The sequence below is a fragment of the Aeromonas sp. 604443 genome (assembly GCF_049170315.1).
GTDB lineage: Bacteria > Pseudomonadota > Gammaproteobacteria > Enterobacterales > Aeromonadaceae > Aeromonas > Aeromonas veronii_A.
The window spans coordinates 83,375-108,668 of sequence record NZ_JAAKMI010000016.1 but is presented as its reverse complement, the minus strand read 5'-3'; the positions used below and the strand labels follow the sequence as shown (position 1 = coordinate 108,668).

The 25,294-nt window shown below is 59.5% G+C and carries 22 protein-coding genes; 15 read left to right on the top strand and 7 right to left on the bottom strand.

What is annotated here, in order from left to right:
• Positions 1-246: 246 nt before the first annotated feature.
• On the bottom strand, positions 247-1,296 hold the full coding sequence (locus G5380_RS18365) for a porin (RefSeq protein ID WP_088869706.1): 1,050 nt from the start codon (positions 1,294-1,296) through the stop codon (positions 247-249).
• Between the two features lie 395 nt (positions 1,297-1,691).
• On the opposite strand from G5380_RS18365, the gene dinG reads away from it, so the two are divergent.
• The 3 genes from dinG to G5380_RS18350 all read left to right on the top strand — a co-directional run bounded on the left by dinG (position 1,692) and on the right by G5380_RS18350 (position 5,562).
• The gene (gene dinG / locus G5380_RS18360; RefSeq protein ID WP_421352986.1) at positions 1,692-3,764 is read left to right on the top strand and encodes an ATP-dependent DNA helicase DinG; all 2,073 of its coding nucleotides are present in this window, start codon (positions 1,692-1,694) and stop codon (positions 3,762-3,764) included.
• 142 nt (positions 3,765-3,906) lie between these two features.
• Positions 3,907-4,566 (top strand): DUF2057 domain-containing protein, encoded by a 660-nt coding sequence (locus G5380_RS18355; protein ID WP_216954052.1) that lies wholly within the window; start codon positions 3,907-3,909, stop codon positions 4,564-4,566.
• Positions 4,567-4,665: 99 nt separating this feature from the next.
• On the top strand, positions 4,666-5,562 hold the full coding sequence (locus G5380_RS18350) for a histone deacetylase (RefSeq protein ID WP_421352985.1): 897 nt from the start codon (positions 4,666-4,668) through the stop codon (positions 5,560-5,562).
• A gap of 159 nt (positions 5,563-5,721) precedes the next feature.
• Here the strand turns inward: G5380_RS18350 and ylqF are convergent, their stop codons facing one another.
• Complete coding sequence (gene ylqF, locus G5380_RS18345) at positions 5,722-6,672, bottom strand: ribosome biogenesis GTPase YlqF (RefSeq protein WP_005334061.1); 951 nt, start codon at positions 6,670-6,672, stop codon at positions 5,722-5,724.
• A 323-nt stretch (positions 6,673-6,995) separates the two neighbouring features.
• Here ylqF and G5380_RS18340 point away from each other — a divergent pair, with 323 nt between their 5' ends.
• The 8 genes from G5380_RS18340 (at position 6,996) to G5380_RS18305 (ending at position 15,672) form a co-directional block, all read left to right on the top strand.
• Complete coding sequence (locus G5380_RS18340; protein ID WP_421208172.1) at positions 6,996-8,393, top strand: alkaline phosphatase; 1,398 nt, start codon at positions 6,996-6,998, stop codon at positions 8,391-8,393.
• An 11-nt stretch (positions 8,394-8,404) separates the two neighbouring features.
• Positions 8,405-9,796, top strand: a complete 1,392-nt coding sequence (locus tag G5380_RS18335) for an alkaline phosphatase (protein ID WP_103250647.1) — start codon at positions 8,405-8,407, stop codon at positions 9,794-9,796.
• 72 nt (positions 9,797-9,868) lie between these two features.
• Positions 9,869-10,555 (top strand): hypothetical protein, encoded by a 687-nt coding sequence (locus G5380_RS18330; RefSeq protein ID WP_159159262.1) that lies wholly within the window; start codon positions 9,869-9,871, stop codon positions 10,553-10,555.
• Positions 10,556-10,637: 82 nt separating this feature from the next.
• Positions 10,638-11,375, top strand: coding sequence for a substrate-binding periplasmic protein (locus G5380_RS18325; protein ID WP_421208170.1), 738 nt, complete (start codon positions 10,638-10,640; stop codon positions 11,373-11,375).
• 245 nt (positions 11,376-11,620) lie between these two features.
• Complete coding sequence (rnk, locus tag G5380_RS18320) at positions 11,621-12,016, top strand: nucleoside diphosphate kinase regulator (protein ID WP_005334070.1); 396 nt, start codon at positions 11,621-11,623, stop codon at positions 12,014-12,016.
• 192 nt (positions 12,017-12,208) lie between these two features.
• A complete protein-coding gene (gene uhpA, locus G5380_RS18315) occupies positions 12,209-12,799 on the top strand; it encodes a transcriptional regulator UhpA (protein WP_421352984.1) in 591 nt (196 codons plus the stop codon).
• The gene (gene uhpB, locus G5380_RS18310; protein WP_421352983.1) at positions 12,796-14,316 is read left to right on the top strand and encodes a signal transduction histidine-protein kinase/phosphatase UhpB; all 1,521 of its coding nucleotides are present in this window, start codon (positions 12,796-12,798) and stop codon (positions 14,314-14,316) included. The genes uhpA and uhpB overlap by 4 nt, the downstream gene beginning before the upstream one ends.
• A 21-nt stretch (positions 14,317-14,337) precedes the next feature.
• Positions 14,338-15,672: an MFS transporter gene (locus tag G5380_RS18305; RefSeq protein WP_266133804.1), complete on the top strand. Its 1,335-nt coding sequence runs from the start codon at positions 14,338-14,340 to the stop codon at positions 15,670-15,672.
• A gap of 86 nt (positions 15,673-15,758) precedes the next feature.
• On the opposite strand, the gene G5380_RS18300 is transcribed toward G5380_RS18305, so the two are convergent.
• On the bottom strand, positions 15,759-16,892 hold the full coding sequence (locus G5380_RS18300) for a GGDEF domain-containing protein (protein WP_421352982.1): 1,134 nt from the start codon (positions 16,890-16,892) through the stop codon (positions 15,759-15,761).
• Between the two features lie 520 nt (positions 16,893-17,412).
• Here G5380_RS18300 and G5380_RS18295 point away from each other — a divergent pair.
• The 3 genes from G5380_RS18295 (at position 17,413) to G5380_RS18285 (ending at position 20,105) form a co-directional block, all read left to right on the top strand.
• Positions 17,413-18,213, top strand: coding sequence for a transporter substrate-binding domain-containing protein (locus G5380_RS18295; protein ID WP_005334079.1), 801 nt, complete (start codon positions 17,413-17,415; stop codon positions 18,211-18,213).
• A gap of 99 nt (positions 18,214-18,312) precedes the next feature.
• Positions 18,313-19,272 carry an amino acid ABC transporter permease gene (locus G5380_RS18290; protein WP_421352981.1) on the top strand — a complete coding sequence of 320 codons (960 nt, stop codon included), beginning with the start codon at positions 18,313-18,315 and terminating at the stop codon, positions 19,270-19,272.
• A gap of 89 nt (positions 19,273-19,361) precedes the next feature.
• Positions 19,362-20,105 carry an amino acid ABC transporter ATP-binding protein gene (locus tag G5380_RS18285; protein ID WP_421352980.1) on the top strand — a complete coding sequence of 248 codons (744 nt, stop codon included), beginning with the start codon at positions 19,362-19,364 and terminating at the stop codon, positions 20,103-20,105.
• 107 nt (positions 20,106-20,212) lie between these two features.
• Here the strand turns inward: G5380_RS18285 and G5380_RS18280 are convergent, their stop codons facing one another.
• Positions 20,213-21,004 (bottom strand): substrate-binding periplasmic protein, encoded by a 792-nt coding sequence (locus G5380_RS18280; RefSeq protein WP_005334089.1) that lies wholly within the window; start codon positions 21,002-21,004, stop codon positions 20,213-20,215.
• A 168-nt stretch (positions 21,005-21,172) separates the two neighbouring features.
• Here G5380_RS18280 and G5380_RS18275 point away from each other — a divergent pair, with 168 nt between their 5' ends.
• Positions 21,173-22,012 (top strand): sterol desaturase family protein, encoded by an 840-nt coding sequence (locus G5380_RS18275; protein WP_421352979.1) that lies wholly within the window; start codon positions 21,173-21,175, stop codon positions 22,010-22,012.
• A gap of 109 nt (positions 22,013-22,121) precedes the next feature.
• On the opposite strand, the gene G5380_RS18270 is transcribed toward G5380_RS18275, so the two are convergent.
• From G5380_RS18270 to G5380_RS18260, 3 genes are all read right to left on the bottom strand, one after another.
• A complete protein-coding gene (locus G5380_RS18270) occupies positions 22,122-23,537 on the bottom strand; it encodes a basic amino acid/polyamine antiporter (RefSeq protein ID WP_421352978.1) in 1,416 nt (471 codons plus the stop codon).
• Between the two features lie 10 nt (positions 23,538-23,547).
• Positions 23,548-24,450 carry a homocysteine S-methyltransferase family protein gene (locus G5380_RS18265; RefSeq protein ID WP_421352977.1) on the bottom strand — a complete coding sequence of 301 codons (903 nt, stop codon included), beginning with the start codon at positions 24,448-24,450 and terminating at the stop codon, positions 23,548-23,550.
• A 293-nt stretch (positions 24,451-24,743) separates the two neighbouring features.
• Entirely contained in the window at positions 24,744-25,286 is a 543-nt protein-coding gene (locus G5380_RS18260; RefSeq protein ID WP_069555291.1) for a hypothetical protein, read from the bottom strand.
• Between the last annotated feature and the right edge of the window lie 8 nt (positions 25,287-25,294).

Sequence of the window (25,294 nt, the reverse complement as noted above, 5' to 3'; positions counted from 1 at the left end):
AGCAGGAAGCAGGAAGCAGGAAGCAGGAAGCAGGAAGCAGGAAGCAGGAAGCAGGAAGCAGGAAGCAGGAAGCAGGAGAGATTAACCGAGACAAATGGTTTGCCAAAGATCACTTAACACAGCAATCCGGCGATTTATCATGGCGCCAATCCGCTGTCGCCAAAAAAGAAAATGGCCGAGAAATTATCTCGGCCATTTGTAGCCTGGTCAAAGACTCAAGCCTGGATATTACTCTTGTTCAACTTATTAGAAGTTGTACTGCAGAGCAACAGTCCACTCGTCGTCATGCTTCTCGATACCCTGGATCTTGTACTCGGTGTAAGCTTTCAGCTTCGGAGTGAAAGCGTACTGAACACCCAGCAGGGTCTCGTCAACCAGATCCTTGTAAGTAGAACCGGCAGCTTGAGCGTTGGCCTTGCCTTCTTTGAAGTTGTAACCAGCCAGGAAGGTCCAAGCATCTACGTTGTAAGAAGCAGCCAGCTCGTAACCACGGCCGTCATCTTTCAGACCCAGGCTCTTGTTCTTCACTTCGCCTTCAGTGTAAACACCGGCAAAATAGAAGCCATTGATAGCGTAGTGCGCGCCAATAGCCCACTCGTCTTTCTTACCAGTCTGACCATTAACTTTGTTTTGCAGGTCGGAGTAGGCATAACCGGCGTTGAAGCCCAGGCCGAAGTCAAAATCGTAACCGGCGGCAACGGCATAAGCTTTCTTACGCTTAACGTCGGAACCAAAGATGGCATCTTCTTTGACCTTCTGACCAACGTCAGTGATCTTGACCGCTACGTCGTCATTGGTTTGGTAGGAAACTTTACCTTTGAAACCACCGAAGGTGTTGGAGTAGATAACCTGGCCTTCCTGACGACCGTCATAGAAGTTACCCGCATCGCCCCACTCGTTGAAAATATCGGTCGGCTCGAGTACGTCGTAGAAAGCAGTGTCGGTCTGACCGAAGATGATTTTACCGTACTGGGTGCCGTCAAAGCCTGCATAGATATGACGAGCATCGAACTTGCTAGACTTACCGTCACTGCCCTTGTCGGAGTTTTCAGCAGCAACTTGCCACTCGGTCTTGGCGATACCGGACCAGGTGTTGTTCAGAGCAACTTTACCGGACCAGCCCAGACGGGAAGAACCAATCAGCTCGCCATCGGTATCATCGTGCTCACCGTAGTAGTTAGCCTGTACACGGCCGTATACGTCGAAAGTGGTACCGTCTTTGTCATAGATCACTGCGGCGTTAGCGGCGGATGCAAACAGAGCCGGAATAGCAATAGCCAGAATTGTCTTTTTCATAGTTTCCAATGCCTACTGTAATTAAACACTAAGTTGTTGTTATTCCCTGTGTTAGCGATGTTCTTTGCATCACTATGCCGCCGAGACTAGCACCGGATTTTTTGAACCGCAATGAAAAAACTTGGAACTTTTTACGCAAACCATAGTCATGGAGGCAAAAATGTGAGCCAAGTCTCACCTGACGGCAAGGTAAAAGGAAAACGTTTACAATGAATCCTGCTGATTATTTGGACTCAAATAGTCTATTTTGCATGCAAATAACGCTAACTACCTGATAAACAACCAAAGTGGTCTGATCAGCGTAAAACTGCCGTGATAATGGCTGTTGCCTCGACCTCACCGAGGGGTTGCGGGTATCCTTGTCCTTCTATTAACCCCTAACTGGCCTTCTCTTCATGCTCTCTACTCGCCTCAAAGCAACCATTCGTCAAACCTATCGCCAGATTTCGGATGGATTACCCGGTTTTGTGCCGCGCAAAGAGCAGAACTTTCTGGTGGCCGAGATAGCCAAAACCCTGACCGGCGAGTACGACAAACAACGCCGTATTCTGGTTGCCGAAGCGGGCACCGGTATCGGCAAATCCCTCTCCTATGCGCAGGGCGCCATTCCGGTGGCGCGACTCACCCAGAAGAAGCTAGTGATCTCCACCGCCACAGTGGCCCTGCAAGAGCAGCTGATCCACAAAGACCTTCCTTTTTACCACCGCCACAGCGAGCTTCCGTTTCGCTTTATGCTGGTCAAGGGGCGTCAACGCTACTGTTGCGAGCATCTGCTGGAGCAGGCAGCCAGTGGCGCCGAGATGGCCAACTTCGAGCTCGACTTTGGCAGTTTGAGCAAATCCAAACCATCGGACAGCGACAAGGATCGCTACCAGGCGCTGTGGCAGACCTACACCAATGGCAAGTGGGACGGGGATCGGGACAACTGGCCGGAGCCCATTCCCGACACTTGCTGGGATCGCATCGCCGCAGACCGCCACACCTGCAACAAGGCGCTGAGCCATCACCAGCACTGCCCCTTTCATCGCGCCCGCAACGACATGGAGAGCGCCGATGTGCTGGTCGTCAACCATGCACTCCTGCTCTCCGATCTCACCATGGGCGGCGGCATCATTCTGCCGCCCCCTGATGAGTGCATCTATGTGCTGGATGAGGCCCATCACCTGCCCACCATCGCCCGGGATCACGGCGCAGCGTCGGCCAGCGTCAAAGGCTCGCGTCGCTGGCTGGAGAAGCTGGTACAAAGTGCAGGCAAGCTGGCGCGGACTCTTAATAAGGAGAGCCTGCTCGACCCCCAACTCAAACTGCAGGATGCACTGGCCACCATCCAGCCTGATCTGAAGGCGGTCGAGCAGTGGCTCAGCGCCAACGATCGGCTGTTTGGCACGGAACCCCACTACCGCTTCGTCGAAGGGGTATTGCCGGATCCCCTGCCCATGCTGGCGGAGAATCTCAAGGAGTCGAGCAAGAAGGCGCTGCGAGCGCTGGATCGGATGCAAGGGGCCATAGGTGAAGCGCTGAAAGATGGCGAGATCCGCCGCAAGGAGGCCGAACCCCTGCTGGCCGAGAGCGGTTTTCATCTGCAGCGGCTGGAGAGTTTCTGCGCCCTCTGGGAGATGCTGGGGCGCCATGTGCCGACCGGCAAAACCCCGCTCGCCCGCTGGATGGCCAAGAGCGATGACGGCGATATCTGGCTGCACGCTTCACCGATAGAGGTGGGCTATCTGCTGGAGGAGTGGCTCTGGTCGAAATGTCTGGGAGCCGTACTGGTCTCCGCGACCCTCACAGCACTCTCTTCCTTTAGTTATTTTCGCCATCAGGTGGGGCTCAAGGAGCACGACGGTACCCGCTATCTGCGCCTGCGCTCCCCCTTTGACTACCAGAAAGCCGAGCTCTATCTGCCCAAGATGGAGCACGAACCCAACTCACCAGCCTTTACCAATGAACTCATCAGCGTGCTGCCACGTATTCTGGCGGGCAAGGAGGCGAGTCTGGTGCTCTTCTCCTCCTACCGCCAGATGAATGAGGTGGCCGTTGGCTTGCGAGCCAAGGGACTGTCACTGCTGGTGCAGGGGGAAGCCTCCCGCAATGCCCTGCTCACCCTGCACAAGCAGAAATGCGATGGCGGTCAAGCCAGCATCCTGTTTGGTACCGGCAGCTTCTCGGAGGGGCTGGATCTGCCGGGTCACTACCTCACCAATCTGGTGATCACCAAACTCCCCTTTGCGGTGCCCAACTCGCCGGTCGAGGAGGCTACCGCCGAGTGGGTGGAGCAGCGAGGAGGCAACCCCTTTCTGCAACTGACGGTGCCGGAGGCATCGCGCAAACTGATCCAGGCCTGTGGCCGCCTCATCCGCAAAGAGGCCGATCGGGGGCGAGTCACCATTCTTGACCGGCGTCTGCTGACCAAACGTTATGGCAAGGGGTTACTTGATGCCCTCCCCCCGTTTACACGGCGGATCGAATAAATAAGCATGCCGTTATTGATAAATGAACTGACAACTGCACGAACATACACCTCCAGAAAGAGCCATTGCCGCAGTAGACCAAACCTGTAAAAATGAGCCCCTGTTTTCAGTGGGCAATCGCCTGACTGTTCAAGGAGATGAAATGAAACTGACTGTTCTGGTACCGGCGCTGGCTGGTCTGTTGTGGGCCGGTAGCGCCTTGGCTGATGCCAAACTGGAAGTATCCACCCCTTACATCGTGCAGTTGATTGATGGCCAATCCATCAACCCCCAGCTGCTCGACAAAACCAGCACCTTCCCCCTCTCTGCCGGCAAGCACCAGTTGGTCGTCGCCTTTGAAGGCAACTACTCCAGCCGTAACGAAATCAAGCTGGTGACCGCCGAGCCGCTGGTGCTGAACTTCACTGCAGCCGACAATCAGCAGCTGGTGCTGGACTATAAAAAGCCCCGCAATGAAGCAGAAGCCAAACAGTTCCTGAAAGATCAGAAAGTGGCGCTGAAAGACAAGGTCACAGGACAGCAAGTGAGCAGTGAACAGTTCGTAATGCCGAAAGTAGAGGGCTTCCAGCTGACCCGTGACTATCAGCAAGAGCTGATCAACATGGGCAAAGCATTCAACCAGCCCAAAACCGTTGCCGTCTCCTCTGCTGCCGTGATGGCTGCCGCCAGCGCACCGGCCCAAGCCGCGCCCAGCAAGGCGCAAAGCAATCCGGAAGCCCTGACCCAACTGCAAAACTGGTACAACAAGGCCGATGCGGAAACCCGCAAAGCCTTCCAGATCTGGGTTATCCAGCAGCAGTAATCCGGAAACATCATCCTGACCCGTCGGGAATGACAAGGGGAGCTTGGCTCCCCTTTTTCATATCCAGGTTCATCTCTGCATCGATGGAACAATGCCCTGATGTCACTGCATATTTTCTATCACCCCCTCTACTCCTCCCTGGCCCTGCCCGAACGCCATCGCTTCCCGCTGGCCAAGTATCAGGGGCTGTTTGAGCGCCTGCAGGTGCAGGGTTACCCCCTTGGCGAAGCGCCGTCGGCCACCCGGGAGCAAATCTGTCGCATTCACGATGCCGATTATGTCGCAGCGGCCCTGAGCGGCCAGCTTGAAGAGCGCGCCATCCGCAAGATCGGTTTTCCCTGGTCACCCATGCTGATGGAGCGCACCTTGCGCTCGGTCGGTGCCACTATTGCCGCCAGCCGCCATGCTCTTGAGCAGGGCTGCGGCTTGCAGATCTCCGGCGGCTACCACCACGCCCATCGGGATCACGGCAGCGGTTTTTGTCTGTTCAACGATCTGGTGATTGCCGCCCAGACTTGCCTCGACGAGGGGCGCTGTGAACAGGTGCTGATCATCGATCTCGATGTGCATCAGGGAGATGGCAGTGCGGCCCTGTGCGCCGGACGGCGCGATATCATCACCCTATCCCTTCATGGGGAGCACAACTTTCCCCATCACAAAGCCGCCTCTCACCTCGACTTTCCGCTGCCAAGCGGCATGACGGACGATGCCTATCTCACCACACTGCAACAGGCACTCTCGCTGGCACTGCGGCTTTATTCGCCGGATCTCATCCTCTATCAGGCGGGCGTCGATGTGCATCATGCCGACGAGCTTGGTTATCTCTCCTTGAGCGATGCAGGGGTTCGCCTGCGCGATGCCATGGTATTTGGCTGTGCAATCAAGCATGGGTTGCCCATCGCGGCGGTGCCCGGTGGCGGCTATCGCCGCGACTGGCGACAGCTGATCCCGCTTCATATGTCGCTGTTTGAGACGGCGCGCCATCGTTTTGGCTGATGGCATGGCTTTATATGGCGCGGACACGCCATCAGAGTGGGAGGAGATTTCTCTAGATAAAACAGAAGAGGCGACCCCTGGGGTCGCCTCTTCGTGTTCCGTCATCTCGGTCACACAAGCTCGCTCGTTGTCAGGCAAGCTCGGGACATCTGAGGATAATTATTTCTGACGCTTGCGGGCGTACTTGCGACGGGCGCGGGCCTGACGCTCCTCTTCCCGCTCGGCCTTCTCTTTGGCTTTTTGCTCGGCTTCTGCGGCAGCTTCGACAATCTCGACGCTCACCATCTCCGGCGTCTCCAGCGAGATGCGGCCAAGCAAGCCGGAGCGGAACTCGTTAATCAGGATCTCGGACGCCTTGTGCAAGTCGGCCAGCCCCCCTTTGCGCATAAACGCCCGCTGGCGGGCGATCATCTCCAGCAGCTCGATCTCGGTCTCGGGCAACTCGTCAATCTGGTAGCGCGCCTTGATCCGCTCCGGATAGGCCTTGATGAAGTAATCGGCGGCGAACATGGCGATATCGGCATAGTCGAACACTGTGTCCTTGATGGCCGCGGTGATGGCCAGACGATAACCACAGGAGGGCGGGTTGAGCTTGGGCCAGAGGAAACCCGGGGTATCGGTCAGGATAACGTTGTTATCCAGCTTGATCCGCTGCTGGGACTTGGTCACCCCCGCCTCGTTGCCGGTACGGGCGATGATGCGCCCCGCCAGGGTATTGATCAGAGTGGACTTGCCCACGTTGGGGATCCCCATGATCATCGCCCGCACGCCGCGCAGCTCAAAATTGCGCTCCGGCAGCATTTCGTGGCAGAGGGTCAGCAGTTGCTTGATCTTCTCCGGCTCTTGTTGCGTCAGCGGCAGCGCCTTGATCCCCTTCTCTTTTTCCATGTGCGCCACCCACAGATCGGTGATCGCCGGATCGGCCAGGTCCGCCTTGTTCAGCACCTTGATCACCGGGGTATCACCACGCAGCTCGGGCACCAGCGGGTTCTCGCTGGAGAAGGGGATGCGGGCATCGAGCATCTCGATGATCACATCGACCTGGGGCATGACCTCGGCAATCTCTTTGCGGGCCTTGTGCATGTGACCGGGGAACCAGTTGATGGACATATCCGTTACTCTCTGTGGGGGCTGCGGGCGGGCGCATGGAACAACAGGCGCTCTGCCGCGGGCATCGAACGAAGGGGGCGCATTTTACCTGCTGCGGGCCTCTTTTGACAGGTCATTCTAACCATCACCTCATCAAATCAGCAAACCGCCGAGGCGGAGCGACCTTGCCGGAAGCGACCGGACCAACTGGCTCAATTGACAGATAACACATTGATATAGTGTAACATTTTCATCACTTTTTCACACAACCGTCACCGATAGTCAGTAAAAGTGTCATCTGCCCCCTCTAGGCTGCGCTCAGGTTTTACAAGGAGCGAACCCCAATGAGAAAAATGGCAGGACTTGCAGTGATGATCGGCGCCGCCCTGGCTGCCGGCTGCAAATCAGACAATGACACGGTGGCGACCAAGCCCGCAGCCCAACCCACCAACGTCATCTTCTTCCTCGGTGACGGCATGGGCCTCAACACCCTGACGGCAGCCCGCATCTACGGTGTCGGCGAAGAGGGTGATCTCACCATCGATACCCTGCCAGAAACGGCCTTTATCAAGACCTTCTCCCACGATGCCCAGGTCACTGACTCGGCCCCCTCCATGGCGGCCTACATGACCGGGGTCAAGAGCAACAACGGCGTCATCAGCATGGACGGCGACGCCACCTATGAGAGCGACTGCAGCAAGAGCGCCGGCAAGCCGGTGACGACCCTGCTGGAGCTGGCCAAAGCCGATGGCCGCGGTACCGGCGTGGTAACCAGTACCCGGGTGACCCACGCCACCCCGGCGGCTACCTATGCCCATATCTGCAACCGGGATCTGGAGGCAGATATCGCCGTCCAGCTGGTACCGGGCGGCAAAGGCTACAACAGCGCCCTCAAGGAGGGGCTGGATGTGGTGCTCGGTGGCGGCAGCAGTTTCTTCCTGCCCAAAGCCGACAAGGGCAAGCGGGAGGATGGCCGCAACCTCATCAGCGAAATGCAGGCCAAGGGCTACCAGTTTGCCAGCAATCTGGATGAGCTGAACAAGGCCGATGCGGGCAAGCCGCTGCTGGGTCTGTTTGGTTCCAGCCACATGAAATATGACCTGGACCGCCCTGCCAGCGAGCCGTCACTGGCCCAGATGACCCTGGCCGCCATCAAGCAGCTCAAGGGCAAAGAGAAGGGTTACTTCCTGATGGTGGAAGGGGGCCGCATCGACCACGCCCTGCACGACACCAACGCCAAGCGGGCGCTGCAGGACACCATCGCCTTCGACAACGCCATCAAAGCCGCCATCGACGAGGTGAAAAAGAGCGACCCCGAGCTGAAAAACACCCTGATCGTGGTCACCGCCGATCACGACCACACGCTCGTGCTCAACGGCTATGCCAAGCGCACCGGCAAGACCACCGCCGACAACCCCGGCGTACTCGGGCTGGTGAAGAACTACGAGACTGGCGAGCCAAGCAAGGATAGCGAGGGCATGCCCTACACCATCATAGGTTTTGGCAACGGCTACAACCGGCTGGATGGCCCGCGCAGCAGCGTCGCCCCGCTCGACGATGCCACCGTCTCCGCCAATGACTACCACCAGGAAGTGGTGGTCAAGGTGGGCGAGATCGGCAACGAGACCCACGGCGGCACAGATGTCTTCCTCGGCGCCATCGGCAAGGGGGCTGACAGCTTCCATGGCTCACTCGACAACACCGCCGTGTTCGGCAAGATCAAGGCTGCGGCCAAGCTGTAAGGAGCACTTTCATGAGCAAACAGATGAACACATCCATCAAGCACACGCTGGTCTGCGCCGCCCTGTTCAGTGCACTGGGCGCAACCTCCCAGGCACAGGCCGGTGATGCCAAAAACGTCATTCTCTTTATCGGTGATGGCATGGGGCCTACCGTGCTCACCGCCACCCGCCTGTTCAAGGTGGGAGAAGAGGGCAATCTGGAGATGATGAAACTGCCGCGCAGTGCCCGCATCAAGACCTTCTCCAACGATGCCCAGACCACCGACTCGGCCCCCTCCATGGCGGCCTACACCACCGGGGTCAAGATGAACAACGAGGTGATCGCCATGAGCAGCGACACCAAAGCCGTCGCCCCCGGCAAAGACGTCAATGGCAACAAAACCGTCAACAATTGCAGCAGCGATAATGGCAAGCCGGTGCCCACCATCCTGGAGCTGGCCAAGGCGGCAGGCAAATCGGTCGGAGCCGTCACCACTACTGAGCTGACCCACGCCACCCCGGCGGCTACCTACGCCCACATCTGCCATCGGGATGCCGCTTATGACATCGCCGCACAAGCTGTTCCGGGAGGAACTGGTTTCAACCAGGCGCTTGGGGATGGGGTCGATGTGCTGATGGGCGGTGGTGCCAACCACTGGACCCCCTACAGCGCCAGCAACAAGGGCGGTCGCAATGACAACCGCGACCTGACCGCCGAGATGAAGGCGCAGGGATACAGCTATGTCACCACCCAAAGTGAACTGGCCAAGGTCACCAGCGGTAAGGTGCTCGGTCTGTTCAGCAGCAAATCCCACTTGGACTACGAGCTTGATCGGGTCGCCAAGGGGGCTGCCAATACCCAGCCGTCCCTCTCCGAAATGACCGCCAAAGCGATCGACCTGCTGAGCAAGAACAGTCAGGGTTACTTCCTGATGGTAGAAGGCGGCCGGATCGATCACGCCCTGCACGGCACCAATGCCAAGCGCTCGCTCACCGACGCGGTGGCTCTGGATGAGGCGGTCAAGACGGCGCTGGGTAAAGTGGATCTCAACAATACCCTGATCGTGGTCACCGCCGACCATGACCATACCATGACCATTAACGGCTACTCCGCCAAGGGCAATCCGGTGCTCGACCTGGTTAAAAATGGCGATGGCTCGACCCAGAACGATGTGGATGGCAAGCCCTTCACCACCCTGGTGTTCGGTAACGGCCCCAACCGCCCCGATGTGCGCCCGGTCCTCACCAGCGATCAGGTGATGGCCAATGACTACCTGCAGGAGACCGGCGTCAAACTGACATCGGAAACCCACGGCGGCGGCGATGTGATGCTGTTTGCCGATGGCGCCGGCAGCAACCGCTTCAAAGGCACGCTGGATAACACCAAGGTGTTTGGCAAACTGCGGGAGGCGCTCGGCCTGTAAGCAGCAGGGGCCCGGGTGCATCTGAGCAATCGACTCAGCGGCCCGGGCCCCGGCTCTTTCGAGCGACAGATGATGATGCGACTTTTGCTTTCGTTATGGCTGCTTGGCAGCCCCCTCGCCTTCCCCCTGCATGCTGACGACACGCCCCCGGATCTCGCCGCCCGGATCAGCTATCACGACCGGAATACCGGCAGCGATGGCATCGCCAGAGAGAGTGTCTGGCAAGAGAAGTGGCTGCGCGTGGGCAATCAGGTGTGGAGCCAGCGGCTCATTCCCCTCCCCCTTGCCCGAGCCTATCATGCCACTCACGACGCCACGCCCGGCCACAAGCACTTTACCCACCAGATGGCGGCCCGCTGGGTCAGCCGCAGTGATGAGGGTGAACTTCAGCTGCGCTATGCCGACAGCTGGCACAACCAGCTGGTTGAAGTGCCGGTGGAAGAGTATGGCCAGGTGGCCTTCAAGCCCGACTGGCTGCGGATCCGCCATCTCGTCAACCCGGTGCTGATCGAGGGGATGACTCCGCTGGATGAGGCCGCCCCCGAGCAGGCCCGCTGGTATGAAAAACGCGAAGGGCAGCAACGAACCCGCATTCTCTGGTCGAGTCAGTGGCAGATCCCGCTGGTGGTCGAATCGGCCAGTCTCGACGGCTATCGCAGCTACCGGATGGAGGTGACCCTGCGCAAGCTGCCTGCTCAGCTCCCCTGGCAGCAACTCGCTGATTACGAAGTGCGCGATCTGCGGGATTTCTTCGACTGAGATCCCAACCTCTCAGCGGGCACAACGACAACGCAGGCAGGAATGTTACACTCTGCATATTCGACTCTGGCTCACGACCTTGATGCGCGCTCTCTGCCTGCCCTTTTTTGCCCTGCTGTTATTGCTGGTGAACACCGGTGCCCAGGCTATTGTGCTGGTGGCGGCCGAGTTGCCCCCTTACGTCATTCGCTCCTCTCACGGCAAACCAAGCGGTGTCGCCATCGAGATCATGGAAGAGGCCGCGCGACGCCTTAAAGAACCGCTCACCATCGAGTTGATGCCGCTGGCCCGAGCCCTCACCCAAACCGCCCATCGCAAGGATGTACTGCTGATACCGCCAGTACGCAGCTCTCAACGGGAGCATCTCTACTACTGGGTTTCCCCCATCCTTGATGAAGAGTTCCTCATTGTCAGCAATCGCCACAAGCATCCCACCCCGCTCATGATAAACGCGCTTCCTTCACTCAAGGTGGGCACCTTGCGTCACTCCTTCGGCCAGTATCTGCTCAAGCAGAGGCTGAATCTCGCCAGCCAAACCGTCGCCACCGAAGACCTCAATGCCCTCAAACTGCAACGAGGACGCATCGATGCCTGGGTCGCAGCCTGGAACGTCATCCTCTACAACCAGCAGACGGGCGGATTTTCCATCGATGAGATAGTAAAAGGCGAATCCTTGATGCGTACCCAGTTATTTATCGCGGCCAGCAAGGATTTTCCCTTCACCGAAGGGCGTCGCTGGCAAGCCGTGATTGACGAGATGCGCCATGATGGCACACTGGCGCGGATCATCCGTCAGTACAACTATCAGGTTCCTGAGTAGTCACTCAATCACGGTTGCCAAGGCCGGCCAGAATGGTTATGGTAGCCCCATGAAAATACTCGCTATTTCCTCGCATTTGCTCACACCCTGCTGAGCCCCCGCCTCGCTCCTTCGGCCGCGAGTCGCTTGGGGGCATGGCATTTTCAATCGATTGAACCTGTTGAATCCATTTTTGTAACACTTTGCGTGATGGCCAACCTGCACCCGCCGGTATGGGCCTATCCGCTATTGATAAGGAATATCTTATGAAACAACCTCATCTGGTTATCTCCAGCCTTGATCTGGACCGTATCGAACAACTGCTCGGCAACCACCCGCAGCATCTCGCCCTGCAAGAGGAGCTGGACCGCGCCGAGATCCGCGAACCGGCCGACATGCCGCCGGACGTGGTCACCATGAACAGCAAGGTACGCTTCAAGATGCAGAGCAGCGGCAACGAGTTCTGCCTCACCCTGGTCTACCCGCGCGATGCCAAGGGCGACGAGAGCAACATCTCGGTACTGGCGCCGGTGGGCAGCGCCCTGCTCGGTCTGAAAGTGGGCGACAGCATCGCCTGGCCGGGCCCGGCCGGTCGCACCATCGAGGTCGAAATTCTGGAAGTGGTCTATCAGCCGGAGCGCGCCGGCGAGCTGCACCGCTGAGTCCCACGGGCTGGTCATCCCCTGTTGATCAGCCCGCTTGCTCGCCCTTGCCAGCTGATCCCGATCAAGCTTTGTTCACCTTGCTCCCCGGTTTTTAGCCCCTTTTCCTGCTGCTGCTTGAGCCTGACTCGAGGGGCAGGTATCTTGTTGGCCGCGTCATGGTCATGACGCACCGAATTTCAGGCTGACATCATGATAAAAATTGCCCTTATCGACGATCACCAGATCGTCCGATCCGGTTTTGCCCAACTGCTCAATCTGGAGCCCGACCTGCAGGTGGTCGCCGAATTCGGCTCCGCCAGCGATGCCCTTGCCGGCCTGCCCGGCAGCGGGGCGCGCGTCTGCGTCTGCGACATCTCGATGCCCGACCAATCGGGGCTGGATCTGCTCAAGCAGCTCCCCTCCGGCCTTGCGGTGGTGATGCTCTCGGTGCACGACAGCCCCGCCCTCATCGAGCAGGCGCTGCAAACCGGTGCCAAGGGATTTCTCTCCAAGCGCTGCAGTCCGGACGAGCTGATCGCCGCGGTGCGTACCGCCGCCCAGGGGGGGTGTTATCTGACGCCGGACATCGCCCAGAAACTGGCCAGCAGCAGCCGGGATCCCCTCACCAATCGGGAGCGGGAGATTGCCCAGTTGCTGGCACAGGGGCTGGTGGTGAAGGCCATCGCCGAGCAGCTCGGCCTCTCCCCCAAAACCGTCCACGTCCATCGCGCCAACCTGATGGACAAGCTCAAGGTCAGCAACAACGTCGAGCTGGCCCACCGCATGCTGGATAGCTGGTGATCTCCCGTTTTGCCAGCTATGTCGCCATCGCGCTGGCGGCCTGCTTCATCTTTGCCGCCGGCTGGTTTTGCCTCTGGAGCATCAGCCTGCATCTGGCGGGTGGCCCGGCGCTGGCGGTGCTGCTGTTCCCCTTCGGCCTGCGCCTCGGGTTACTGCTGCAAAGTCCCGGCCACTACTGGCCGCCGCTGTTGCTGTGCGAAGGGCTACTGCTCTACTGGCTCAATCTGGAAGTGGGGCTGCCCCACTGGCAGTGGTTGCTGATCGGCAGTCTGCTCACCCTGCTGCCGCTGCTGATTGCCCGCCGCCAGCCAGTGCGCAACGACTGGCAGCAACTGCTATTGCTGCTCGCCACCGTCTCGGTGGCAGCCCTGCTGCAATCCCTGCTCTGGCATCTGGCGGGAGAAGATGGCCTCTCGGCCCTGCTGCTCACCCTCACCGGCGGGCTCACCCTCACCTCCACCTGCATGCTGATCTGGCACTACCTTACCCGCGCTACCTGGGTGCCGCTCGGCCCTGCGCTGGTGGATCAGCCGGTAGACTGGCGCTTTCGCCATCTGGTCTGGTATCTACTGTTGTTCGTGCTGAGCCTCTGGTTGCAGCTGGGGCTGCCCAACTCGCTGGTGCGCTTTACCCCGTTTTGTCTGGCCATCCCCATCATCGCCATGGCGTGGCGCTACGGCTGGCAGGGGGCGCTGCTCGCTACCCTGATGAACACCATCGCCCTGCTGGCCAGTCAGGCCTGGCACGATCACCCCCTCGATCTGCTGCTCTCCCTGCTGGCCCAGAGCCTTACCGGCCTGCTGCTCGGCGCCGGGATCCAGCGCCAGCGCGAACTCAATCAGGCGCTGACCCGCCAGCTCGCCCATAATCGCCAGCTCACCGAACGGCTGCTGGAGACCGAGGAGAGCATCCGCAAGGAGGTGGCGCGCGAGCTACACGATGATATCGGCCAAACCATCACAGCCATTCGTACCCAGGCAGGGATCGTGCGCCGCCTCGCCCCCGACAATACCGGGGTGGGCCAGAGCAGCGCTCTGATCGACACACTGTCGCTCGGGATCTACGACGCTGTGCGCGGTCTGCTCGGGCGGCTGCGCCCGCGCCAGCTCGACGACATGACTCTGGAACAGGCGGTACGGGCGCTGCTGCGGGAGCTGGAGCTGGAGCGTCACGGCATCGTCACCCGGCTGGAGTGGCAGCTGGCGGATGGGGATCTCTCCGATGCCCAGCGGGTCACCCTGTTTCGGGTCTGTCAGGAGGGGCTCAACAACGTGGTCAAACATGCCAACGCCCACTCGGTCACCATTCGCGTCCGGGCCAGCGGCGATCTGTTGCAACTGGTGCTGGAAGATGATGGCCGCGGTCTGCCGGAAAGCCGCCCGCAACAGGGCTATGGCCTGCTCGGCATTCGCGAACGGGTACAGGCCCTCGGAGGCAGTCTGCAACTCTCCTGCATCCACGGCACCCAGCTGACGGTCAACCTGCCCAGTCGCAGACGGGAAGAGATCCATGGCTAATCACCACCAGAGGGCCAGCCTGTGCTGAGTTTTATGAGAAGCGCGCCGCCCCGGCCCCTTATCCGGGATCAGGCCGAGATCGACACCACCTATCGCCACTGGCGGCTGCACCTGCTGCTGACCATGTATCTGGGCTACGCGGTCTTCTACTTCACCCGCAAGAGCTTCAACTTCGCCATGCCGGACATGCTGGCGAGCGGCATGCTGGACAAGTCCGACATCGGCATGCTCTGGACCCTGTTCTACATAACCTACGGCTGCTCCAAGTTCTTCTCCGGCATCATCAGTGACCGCGCCAACCCGCGCTACTTCATGGGTGTCGGACTGATGGCCACCGGCGTTATCAACATACTATTCGGCCTCTCGTCGGCACTCTGGATGTTTGCCGCCCTCTGGGTCGCCAACGCCTTCTTCCAGGGCTGGGGCTGGCCCCCCTGCTCCAAGCTGCTCACAAGCTGGTATTCGCGTACCGAGCGCGGAGTCTGGTGGTCGGCCTGGAACACCGCCCACAACGTCGGTGGCGCGCTCATCCCTCTCATCGTCAGCACCATCGCCCTGCAGCATGGCTGGCGCTACGGCATGATAGTGCCCGGCCTTATCGCCATCATCGCGGGATTGTTCCTCTGCTGGCGGCTGCGGGATACCCCGAGTGCCATGGGACTGCCGACAGTAGGCGAGTGGCGCAAGGATGCCATGGAGCTGGCCCAGCAGACTCAGGATGTGGGGCTCTCCCATCGCCAGATCCTGCGCAAATATGTGCTGGGCAACCCCTATATCTGGCTGCTCGCCTGCTGCTACGTGTTGGTCTATGTGGTGCGTACCGCCATCAATGACTGGGGCAACCTCTACATGACCGAGCAGCGCGGCTTCAATCTGATGAGCGCCAACTCGGCCATCTCCATGTTCGAGGTGGGGGGCTTTATCGGCGCCCTGGTGGCGGGCTGGGGCTCGGACAAGCTGTTCAATGGCAACCGTGGCCCGATGAACCTCATCTTTGCTGTGGGGATCCTGCTGGCGGTGGGGTCGCTGTGGCTGATGCCCTTCTTCAGCTATGTGATGCAGGCGGCATGCTTCTTCACCATCGGCTTCTTCGTGTTTGGCCCGCAGATGCTGATCGGCATGGCGGCAGCGGAGTGCTCCCACAAAAACTCGGCGGGGGCCGCCACCGGCTTTGTCGGCCTGTTTGCCTACATGGGGGCGGCGCTGTCAGGCTATCCGCTGGCCAAGGTGATGGAGATCTGGCACTGGAACGGCTTCTTCGTGGTGATCTCGGTGGCGGCAGGTGTCTCGGCCCTGCTGCTGCTCCCCTTCCTCAAGGCGCAGGCACCGAGACCCCCTCAAGCGAATGCAGATTAGCGGGTGGCAGCTAACGAGCTATATCCGGCAAGCAGACAGGGCGCGGATCACCGCGCCCTGATTTTATTCCTGAACCTATTCCTGCATCAGGCAGCTTGACAGACCCGGTTCTTTCCTTCCCGCTTGGCCCGATAGAGAGCGTCATCCGCACGGCTGAACAGGCTGTCAAAGTGCCACTCCCCCTGCCAGTAAGCAATACCCATGCTGACGGTGATATGAATCCCCTCCACCTCGCTGGCCGCAAGCTGAACCAGCAGTGACTGGCAACGGGCGATGGCCTCGTCTGCGGCGACATGGCGAAACAGCAGCACAAACTCCTCACCCCCAAAGCGGCCCGCCAATACCCCCTCCAGCTCGCGCAGTGCCAACCCGACCCGCTCCAGCACCCGATCACCCACCTCATGACCATGCCGATCGTTGATCTGCTTGAAGTCATCCAGATCGAGCACCACCAACGCCCCCTGTTGTGCAGGGCGTCCCCGGGCCAGACGCTCCATAAAACCACGGCGATTGAACAAGCCGGTCAGCGGGTCATGACTGGCCTGATAGCGCAGCTCCAGCGCCCGGTGCTGGTTGCAGAGCAGCAGCACCCCGAAAGTGAGCATGGAGCTACCCACCAGCATGGAGACATAGGGCAACACGTTGAACAACTGACGCTGGAACGGGCTTTCGATCACCTCGCCCCACACGGTAAACATCCGCATCAATGTCATGGCAATCAGCACCAGATTGAGGCCAATCAGCACCCAGACTGCCACCTGATAATCAGGGCGGCCGTGACGCCAGAGCTGCCAGATGATGAGCGAACTGAGCATGAGGAAAGTGGCGCTGCTGATCATCACCCGCACCGCAATCCGGCCATCGATGGCGACCGACCAGGTCATGATGGCGGCAAACAGCAGGATGAATCCCCAGCAGACAGGCCAGCCCGGCGATTGACGGAAGAAACAGCGTTGGGCGACCAGCAGCAACGACACATGAAAAATCAGGAACACATTGCCCACCCAGGAGCCATAGGGGGTGGGTGTCAGCAGCAGACTGGCAAATCCCGCCTGACCCAGCATGGCAAACAGGCTGGACCACCACCAGACCCCGACGCCGGGAATATCGTTGTGGGTAACGCGAATGATGGTAAGAGTGAGGAAACCGAGACAATAGCCACACAAGGCCATGATCATCAAGGTAAAAATATCCAGCTTAAGCAGTAGTGAGGCGTCCATACCAAAGCCATGCAGAGAGGGTAACTGAGTATATGAGAAGCGTTTGCCAAGACCCAGTGCGACTTGATGGTTTTCACAATAAAGCCCGTTCGTTTGCTGACAAACAGAGCAATGCGTGTGATATCCCACCAATGCGTATTCGTCTTAACCCCATAAAAAGCCTCTTACGGGGCCCAGTAACTCAATAAGAGCCGCAAGCGGCACCCAGGCTTTGTAACAAAATGTCTTGGGGATAATTTGGGCTTGAACCCACTCAATTAGATAGATATGTTGTTTTCGTGTGATTTTATGAATGAAGCCATGAGCAATAAATGTCTCTAACCTGTTGAGTCTTCTGACACAATCTGTTTTTGGTACATTTTTCACTCAACCACTATTCATAGCATCTCATATGGGGCTTTTGTCCCGCTCAAGACATTCATCCTGTCTTGCCTGTTGCCGGATGCAGCAGTCTCTTGTGCCACGGAGTCGCACGGGATCAGGTTCAAGGCCGAACACACCACCGACAGAGACGTCACTTATGATCAAAAAACTGATTCTTTCTACCCTGCTGTTTTGCGGGATCGCCACGGCGGCCCCGACCCCAGCCCCCACCTCCACCCTGGATGCCGTGCTAGAACGCGGCGTGCTGCGAGTCGGCTTTGATGCCGGCTATCAACCCTTCGAGATGACCAACAAGCAGGGCCAATACATCGGCTTTGATGTGGATCTCGCCAAGATGGTCGCCAAAGAGATGGGCGTGAAGGTCGAATTCGTCAACACCGCTTGGGATGGCATCATTCCGGCGCTGCTGACCAACAAGTTCGACGTCATCATGGGCGGCATGACCGTCACTCCCCAGCGCAACCTGCGGGTCAACTTTGCCGATCCTTACATCGTGGTCGGCCAGACCATCGTCCTGCGCAAAGAGAAGGCGGGCGAAATCAAATCCTTCACCGACCTCAACGACCCGAAATACAAGATCGCGGTCAAGCTCGGCACCACCGGCGAGCAGGCAGTCAAGCGCCTGATCCCCAAAGCCACCCTGCTGCAGTTTGAAACTCAGGATGACGCCAAGCTGGAGGTGATCAACGGCAAGGTCGATGCGTTCGTCTATGACCTGCCCTACAACGCTATTTTCGCCTCCCAGAATCAGGGCGCCGTGGTGCACCTCGACAAGCCGTTCACCTTCGAGCCGCTGGCCTGGGCCATCCGCAAAGGGGATCAGGACACCCTCAACTGGTTCAACAACTACCTGCGCCAGATCAAGGGCGATGGCAGCTACGACCGTCTCTACAAGAAGTGGTTCGAATCCAACGCCTGGCTGAATCAGCTCAAATAACCTCCGGGGGGCGGCACATGCCGCCCCTGCACCACGCAGCTCCCCACACAATAACGAGAAGAGGTTGTGACTGTGCACACACCCAAACCGACAAGACAGATGGAAAAACAACCCAATCAGCTACTCTGGCATGGGGTTTTCCTGCTGATGCTGCTGGTTGCCGTATTCGGCATCTACAAGGCTGTCCAGTCCGTGGATTACACCTGGCGCTGGGAACGCATTCCCCAATACATCGCCTATCAGGCGGAGCAGAAGAATCTGGCCGAATTTGACGGCACCGTGATGGCGGGCACCAGCGAGGCCGAGAAGGGCAAGCTGTTCCTGCAAGACGATCTCGACCCCAATGTGCGGCAAGCCATCGCTAGTACCGGCGTACAAGTCGCCGAAGGGGATACCGTTTTACGTGGCGATACCCTCGACACCCAACTGAGCTGGACCGCAGGCCCCATCGCCTGGGGCGTCTGGGTCACCGTCAAGCTCTCGCTGGTAGCAGGCATCTTCGCCATCCTGCTCGGCACCCTAGCCGGGCTGGCGCGTCTATCCCCCAATCCGGCCCTGCGCAATCTGGCGGTCACCTACGTTGAGCTCATCCGCGGCACGCCGCTGCTGGTGCAGATCTTCATCGTCTACTTCTTTATCGGCACCGTGCTGAACCTCGATCGCTTCACCGCCGGGGTCGCCGCGCTGGCGGTCTTTACCGGTGCCTATGTGGCGGAGATCGTCCGCGCCGGTATCAGCTCCATCCACAAGGGGCAGATGGAGGCGGGCCGCAGCCTGGGAATGACCTCGGCCCAGACCATGCGCTATGTCATTCTGCCGCAGGCGTTCAAGCGGGTACTGCCGCCACTGGCGGGTCAGTTCATCAACCTGATCAAGGACTCCTCGCTGGTCTCGGTTATCTCCATCACCGATCTGACCAAAGCGGGGCGCGAGGTGGTGAGCTCCACCTTCAGCCCGTTCGAGGTATGGTTCACCGTGGCCCTGCTCTATCTGGTGCTGACCGGCACCCTCTCTTTCCTGGTACGCCGTCTGGAGGTGAAATATGCGCGCAGCAACTGATCCCATTATCAAGGCTCAACAGAAGTCGAGAAGTGCTGCCATCACCGGCACGCCCCGCGCCTTCCCGGTTCGTTTTCTGGAGGCGAAATATGCGTACAGCAACTGATCCCATCATCAAAGCGACCGGCGTAGAGAAGTTCTACGGTAGCGAAGTGCATGCCCTGAAAAATGTCAGCACCCAGGTCGCCGAAGGGGAAGTGGTGGTGATCGTCGGCCCCAGCGGCTCGGGCAAGTCCACCTTTCTGCGCACCCTCAACCAGCTGGAGACCATCAACGACGGCGATATCGTGGTGGACGGCATCTGCCTGACCCAGCCGGGCGATGTCAACAAGCTGCGAGAAGAGGTGGGCATGGTGTTCCAGTCCTTCAACCTCTTTCCCCACCTGACGGTGCTGGATAACATCTGTCTCGCCCCGCAGAAGGTGCGTGGCCTGTCGCGCCGTGAGGCCGAAGACAGAGCCAAGGCGCTGCTGCTGAAAGTGGGGCTGTCGGTGAAAGCGGCCAGCTATCCCTCCCAACTCTCCGGCGGTCAGCAACAGCGGGTGGCCATCGCCCGGGCGCTCGCCATGCAGCCGCGTATCATGCTTTTTGACGAGCCCACCAGTGCGCTCGACCCCGAAATGGTGGGCGAAGTGCTGGATGTGATGAAGGGGCTGGCTCGTGAGGGGATGACCATGGTGGTGGTGACCCACGAGATGGGCTTTGCCCGTGAGGTAGCGGATCGGGTGCTTTTTATGGAGAGTGGCGAACTGCTAGTGGATGAAAAACCGGCCGAATTCTTCGACAATCCCCCCTCCCCACGCCTGCGCCAGTTCCTGAGTCAGGTGCTGTAGCCAACACGCTCTGCTGGATAAACGAAGAGGGACCGCAAGGTCCCTCTTCTTGTCTGTCACGCTGAGCAGGCTTAACCCAGCTGAACCCGAGTGCCCCTCTCATCGGCTCAGCGCGGGGACTTTCCCAGATAGCGCTCCACGATCACTTTCACCCCGTCACGTTTTTTGAGCTGATAGAGCTCCTTGTCAAACTGGTCGATAAAGGCCTGTTTGTAGGGATACTCCCCCTTGCGGCTGTAGCCGAGAAACCCCTGCTCCTTGCTGAGCACCGGCCCCTGTTTGAGCAGGGACATATCGGCCACCGCCAGCTGATCGGCCTTTATCATGTTGAGCAACTCATAGAGCAGGGAGAGGCGATCATTGATGGTGCAATCGACCCGGCCGCGGACAATCTTGAGCAGGTTCTCCCGATTGCTTTTCACCTCCTCCACGTCGATCTGCTTCTCTTTTACCGCCTGCCAAAAGGCATCACCGCCGACGGCAAAACCGGCGTTCATGCCAAAGCGCAAACCGTGATAGTCGAGCGGAAACCTGGCCTGCGGGGTATTGGCTGCCACACTGGCGCCGCACATCACCACCAGCTCTTCATCCAGCATCGGCTGGGAGTAGGGCCACATGTAAGGGCGGGTATCGGGCATGTAGTAAGGTGGAAAAATAGCGAAGGCGGTCCCCTGTTCCACCATGCTCAGACCGCGCCGCCACGGCATCGGCTTGAGCACCACCTCATAGTCAGGCATGGCAGAGGTCACCTCGCGGATGATGTCGGCATAGATCCCCCTGACCTCCTCCCCCTCCTGCCAGGAGTAGGGGGGATAGGCGGCATCCGCCAGGATCTCGACCCGGGTCTTGGCGTGCGCCATCATGCACAACCCCAGCAACAAGCAACACCAGACGCGCATAAGCCAGCACCTCCTGAAAAAGCCTGCATCAAGCATAGCCATCCAGCGCGCCTTCCTCTGCTGCCGCGCCATATTTCATGCCATCTCTTCGTTGGCAGAAAAATGTTAATGAATTATTAAACCCATCCTTTATGCTGGAGAGCAATTGCTCTGAATGGATGGCCGCATATGGATGTGCAACTGCTTCTGCTCTACCTCTCCCCGATTTTTCTGGCCTTTATCGGCTGGGAGATGTTCTACCTGCGCAAACATGGCGCGGCCTTTCCCACCGCCACCTACCAGTGGCGGGATCTGTTCGCCAACGCCGCGCTGGCCCTGATGCATCAGGGTGGCGATGCGCTGGCGGCCATCGCCATTGCTTATCTGTATGACACCCTCTGGGGCTGGCGACTGTTCGATATCGAGCTGAATCTCTGGAGTGTGCTACTGCTGTTCCTGTTGCAGGATCTCTGTTACTGGCTGTTCCACTTCACCAGCCACCATGTTCGCTGGCTGTGGGCCTCCCACGTGGTGCACCACAGCTCGGAGCGGCTCAACCTCTCCACCGCTTTTCGCCAGAGCCTGATGTACCCGATCTCCGGCATGTGGCTGTTCTGGATCCCGATGATTGTCATCGGCTTCCCGCCTGAGGCGGTGGTCGCCACCGTGCTGCTGAGTCTGGGCTTCCAGTTCTTCGTCCACACCCAGGTGGTGGGCAAACTCGGCTGGCTTGAGTGGGTCTTCAACACCCCCTCCCACCACAGGGTGCACCATGCCAGCAACGCCAAGTACATAGACCGCAACTTCGCCGGGGTGCTGATCATCTGGGATCGGCTGCTTGGTACCTTTGTCGAGGAAGATCCTGCCGAGCCATGCCGCTTTGGCATCACCAAGCCGATCCACAGCTTCAATCCCCTCACTCTCACCTTCCACGAGTGGCGCGACATGCTGCGCGACGCCCGTGGCCTAACCTGGCGACAAAAGCTCGCAGTGCTGTTTGGCAAACCGGCCGGACCAGCCAGCCGCTGAGCCTTCGCATCGAATAGCAACTCACGGATAGCAAGCCCCTGATAACCAGTCCCTGATAACAAGAGAGCGCCACGGTGGCGCTCTCTTATGGTCAGCCATATCTTCGATGTCAGAGATGGGCGAACGACCAGACGGCGGGGATCAGGCTCAGCAAAGTCACTCCGGCCAACAGCCGTTCGCGACCACTCAGGCAAAGATCTGCGCCCAGCTGACGGCGGCTGTAGAGAAACAGCAGCAGACCCGGCCCGTAGAGCAGTAAGGAGAGCAGCAGATACTCCACCCCGGCAGCATAGAGCAGCCAGAAACCGTAACAACTCGATACCAGCGCTACCGCCCGCATCAGACCGCTGCCCTGCCCGCCCTCACCCTTCTTGCTGAACGAGAGCTTGAGCAAGAACAGGCCGATCAGCAGGTAGGGCACCAAAATCATCGAGGTAGAGATAAGCAGCAAGCTGGTGTAGCCCTTGCCGAGCAGCCATACCAGCAGCAGGCAAGTCTGCACCGTCAGGCTGGTGAGCCAGAGCGAGGCGATAGGCGTCCCATTGCGGTTCTGGCGCCGGAAGATAGCAGGAAACGCGCCGTGGCGTGCCGCGCTGAACGGCACCTCGGCCGAGAAGAGGGTCCAGCTCACGTAGGAGGCAAGCACCGAGACGATAAGGCCGACGCTGATGAGCAGCTTGCCCCAGGAGCCGGTCATCTGGGCCATCAGCCCTGCCATGGAGGGGTTGGGCAGCGCTGCGAGCTCGGGTCGGCTCAATATTCCGAGCGCCAGCACCGAGATAAGCACATAGAGCAGCAGCGCCAGCACGACCCCCAGTACGGTGGCGGTACCCACATCCCGCCGGTTTCTGGCGCGGGCCGACAGCACCGCAGCCCCCTCGATACCGGTGAAGACCCAGAGGGTGATGAGCATGGTGTTGCGCACCTGCTCGGAGACCGGCACCGCCAGGGTGCTGCCCTGCTGATCCGCCGCGAAGGTGACCGGATCGAACCAGTAGCAGGCAAACAGGATAAACAGCAGCAGCGGCAGGCTCTTGGCCAGGGTCGCCACCAGATTGAATAGCGCCGCCTGCTGCACGCCACGGGCCACCAGCAGGTGCACCGCCCAGAGGATGCAGGACTCACCGACAAACGCCGCCAGAGTGTTGCCCTCGCCAAACCAGACCTGCTCGGGGGTGTCGATAAAGCTGCCCAGCGCCGCAAAGGCGATCACCAGATAGCCCACCACGCCGATGGTGGCGCAGAGCCAATAACCCCAGGCGGAGAAGAATCCCACCAGCTCGCCAAAACCGGCGCGGGCGTAGCTGTAGATACCGCCGTCGAGATCCGGCCTTAACCGCGACAGATAGAGAAAACTCATGGCGAGCGCCAGGATGCCCACACCCGTCACGCCCCAGCCGATCAGCACGGCGCGCGCCCCCGCCACCTCGGCCATGTTCTGGGGCAGGCTGAAAATCCCCGCCCCCACCATGGAGCTGAACACCAGCGCGGTGAGTGACCAGAGCCCAATCTTGCTCTCTTTCATAAGGGGCTCCTTAGCGCAACCGGCTGCTCAGCGCCTGAATATGCTCGGGGCCGATACCGCAGCAACCGCCGATCAAATTCGCCCCGGCCGCGCGCCAGCGCTCGGCCCAACCCAGGTAATCCAGCGGCCCCAGATCGGCGCGGATCTCATCCAGCCCATCATTGGCGGTGGCCTCTTTGGGTTGCGGCGGGAAAGCGTTGGCATAGGCACCGAGGCGAATGTCTGCGCGGCCCAGCGCCTGCAATCGGGTGCAGGCAACCTCGAGGGCTCCCTCAATCACCTCAGGCTGACAGCAGTTGAACAGGATGGCATCGACTCCAGCCGCTACCAGCGAGGTCACCGCATCGGCCACCCGCTCGCCGGAACGCAGTCGCGGCTTGTTGCCCGGCGCCTCATCTTCCAGCGTGAAGGAGACCCAGAACGGCTTGCCATCGTCAGGCAACAGCGCTTTCAGGGCCAGTGGCTCGGCAATCAGGCTCATGGTCTCGGCCAGCCAGATATCCACATAAGGGGATAGCGCCCGGATAAGCGGCGTCGCCAGATCGCTCACCCGGTCCGCCTTGAACAGGTCGGCACGGTAGGAGCCAAACAGCGGTGGCAGAGAACCCGCCACCTGCACAGCGCCCTTCTGCTCGTCAGCCACCTCACGGGCCAGCTGACCAGCCAGCGCTGCCAACCCCTCCCCGTCGGCAAAGAAACGCTCATCGCCGATATGAAACGGCACCAGCGCATAGCTGTTGGTGGTAATGACCCGGGCACCGCTAGCCACATAGGCCTGATGCACGTCACGCACCGTCTCTGGCGCCTCCATCAAGGCCAGCGCCGACCACTCGGGTTGACGAAACGGTGCTCCTCGCCGTGCCAGCTCGCGCCCCATGCCCCCATCCAGCACCCACAATTCCCTGGTTTCCATCTGTCGTGTCTCTTTGTTATGTGCGTTGTTTATTTGCGTATTTATCTGTTTGTTTTGTTGATCTGCGGTTTCGCATCGAATCGCTGCAGATCGTCCTGCTTCATCCTGGGAAGCCCTTTTATTATACAGCCATAAAAACATATGGATGTTTAGACGGCCAAAGCAAGATAAAACAAAGTGCCACGGGCGGCAATCAGTATCAGCAGAAATCAGCGTGCAAACGGCGAGGCAAACGCAGAAATGCAAGAGGCCACCCGAAGGTGGCCTCATCACAATCTTGATCCGCTGGCGACTTAACGCCCGGCCAGCACTCGCTTGATCTGCTTGACCCAGTCGGAGACCCGACCCTGCTGCGGCAGACCGCGCCAGATCTGCTCCCACTGGGCAGGGCTGAGAGGACGACCGAGGCGACGCTGCACACCCGCATAGAGGTAGTCATGGGCCGTGGTGGCCGCATGCTCGGAGGTGAGGAATTTGGAGACCGGATCGGTCAACCGCACATCCCGCATGCCGAGCAGCGGATAGTCGTTGTGCACCGCCGCCAGCATGGTCTCGCGCATGGCGGACTCGATGTAGCCACGGGCAAATAGGGCGGTCACCGACTCCAGCGACCCCTGGTCCGGGCCATGGTACTGCTCGTCAAAGACCGGGCTCGGCTCGGCCATGCCGCTTTGTACCACCGCATCGGGATCCGGCTGCGGCACGACCACGGCAGGCTTGGGGGCAACCGGCTTGGCTGCCACTGTGGCTTTGCGCGGCGCACTCTGGCTACAGGCACCCAGTGCCAGGGCGAGCGCGACACAAGCCAGCGCACGGGAATGAGACTGCATCTTCATGACTCTTA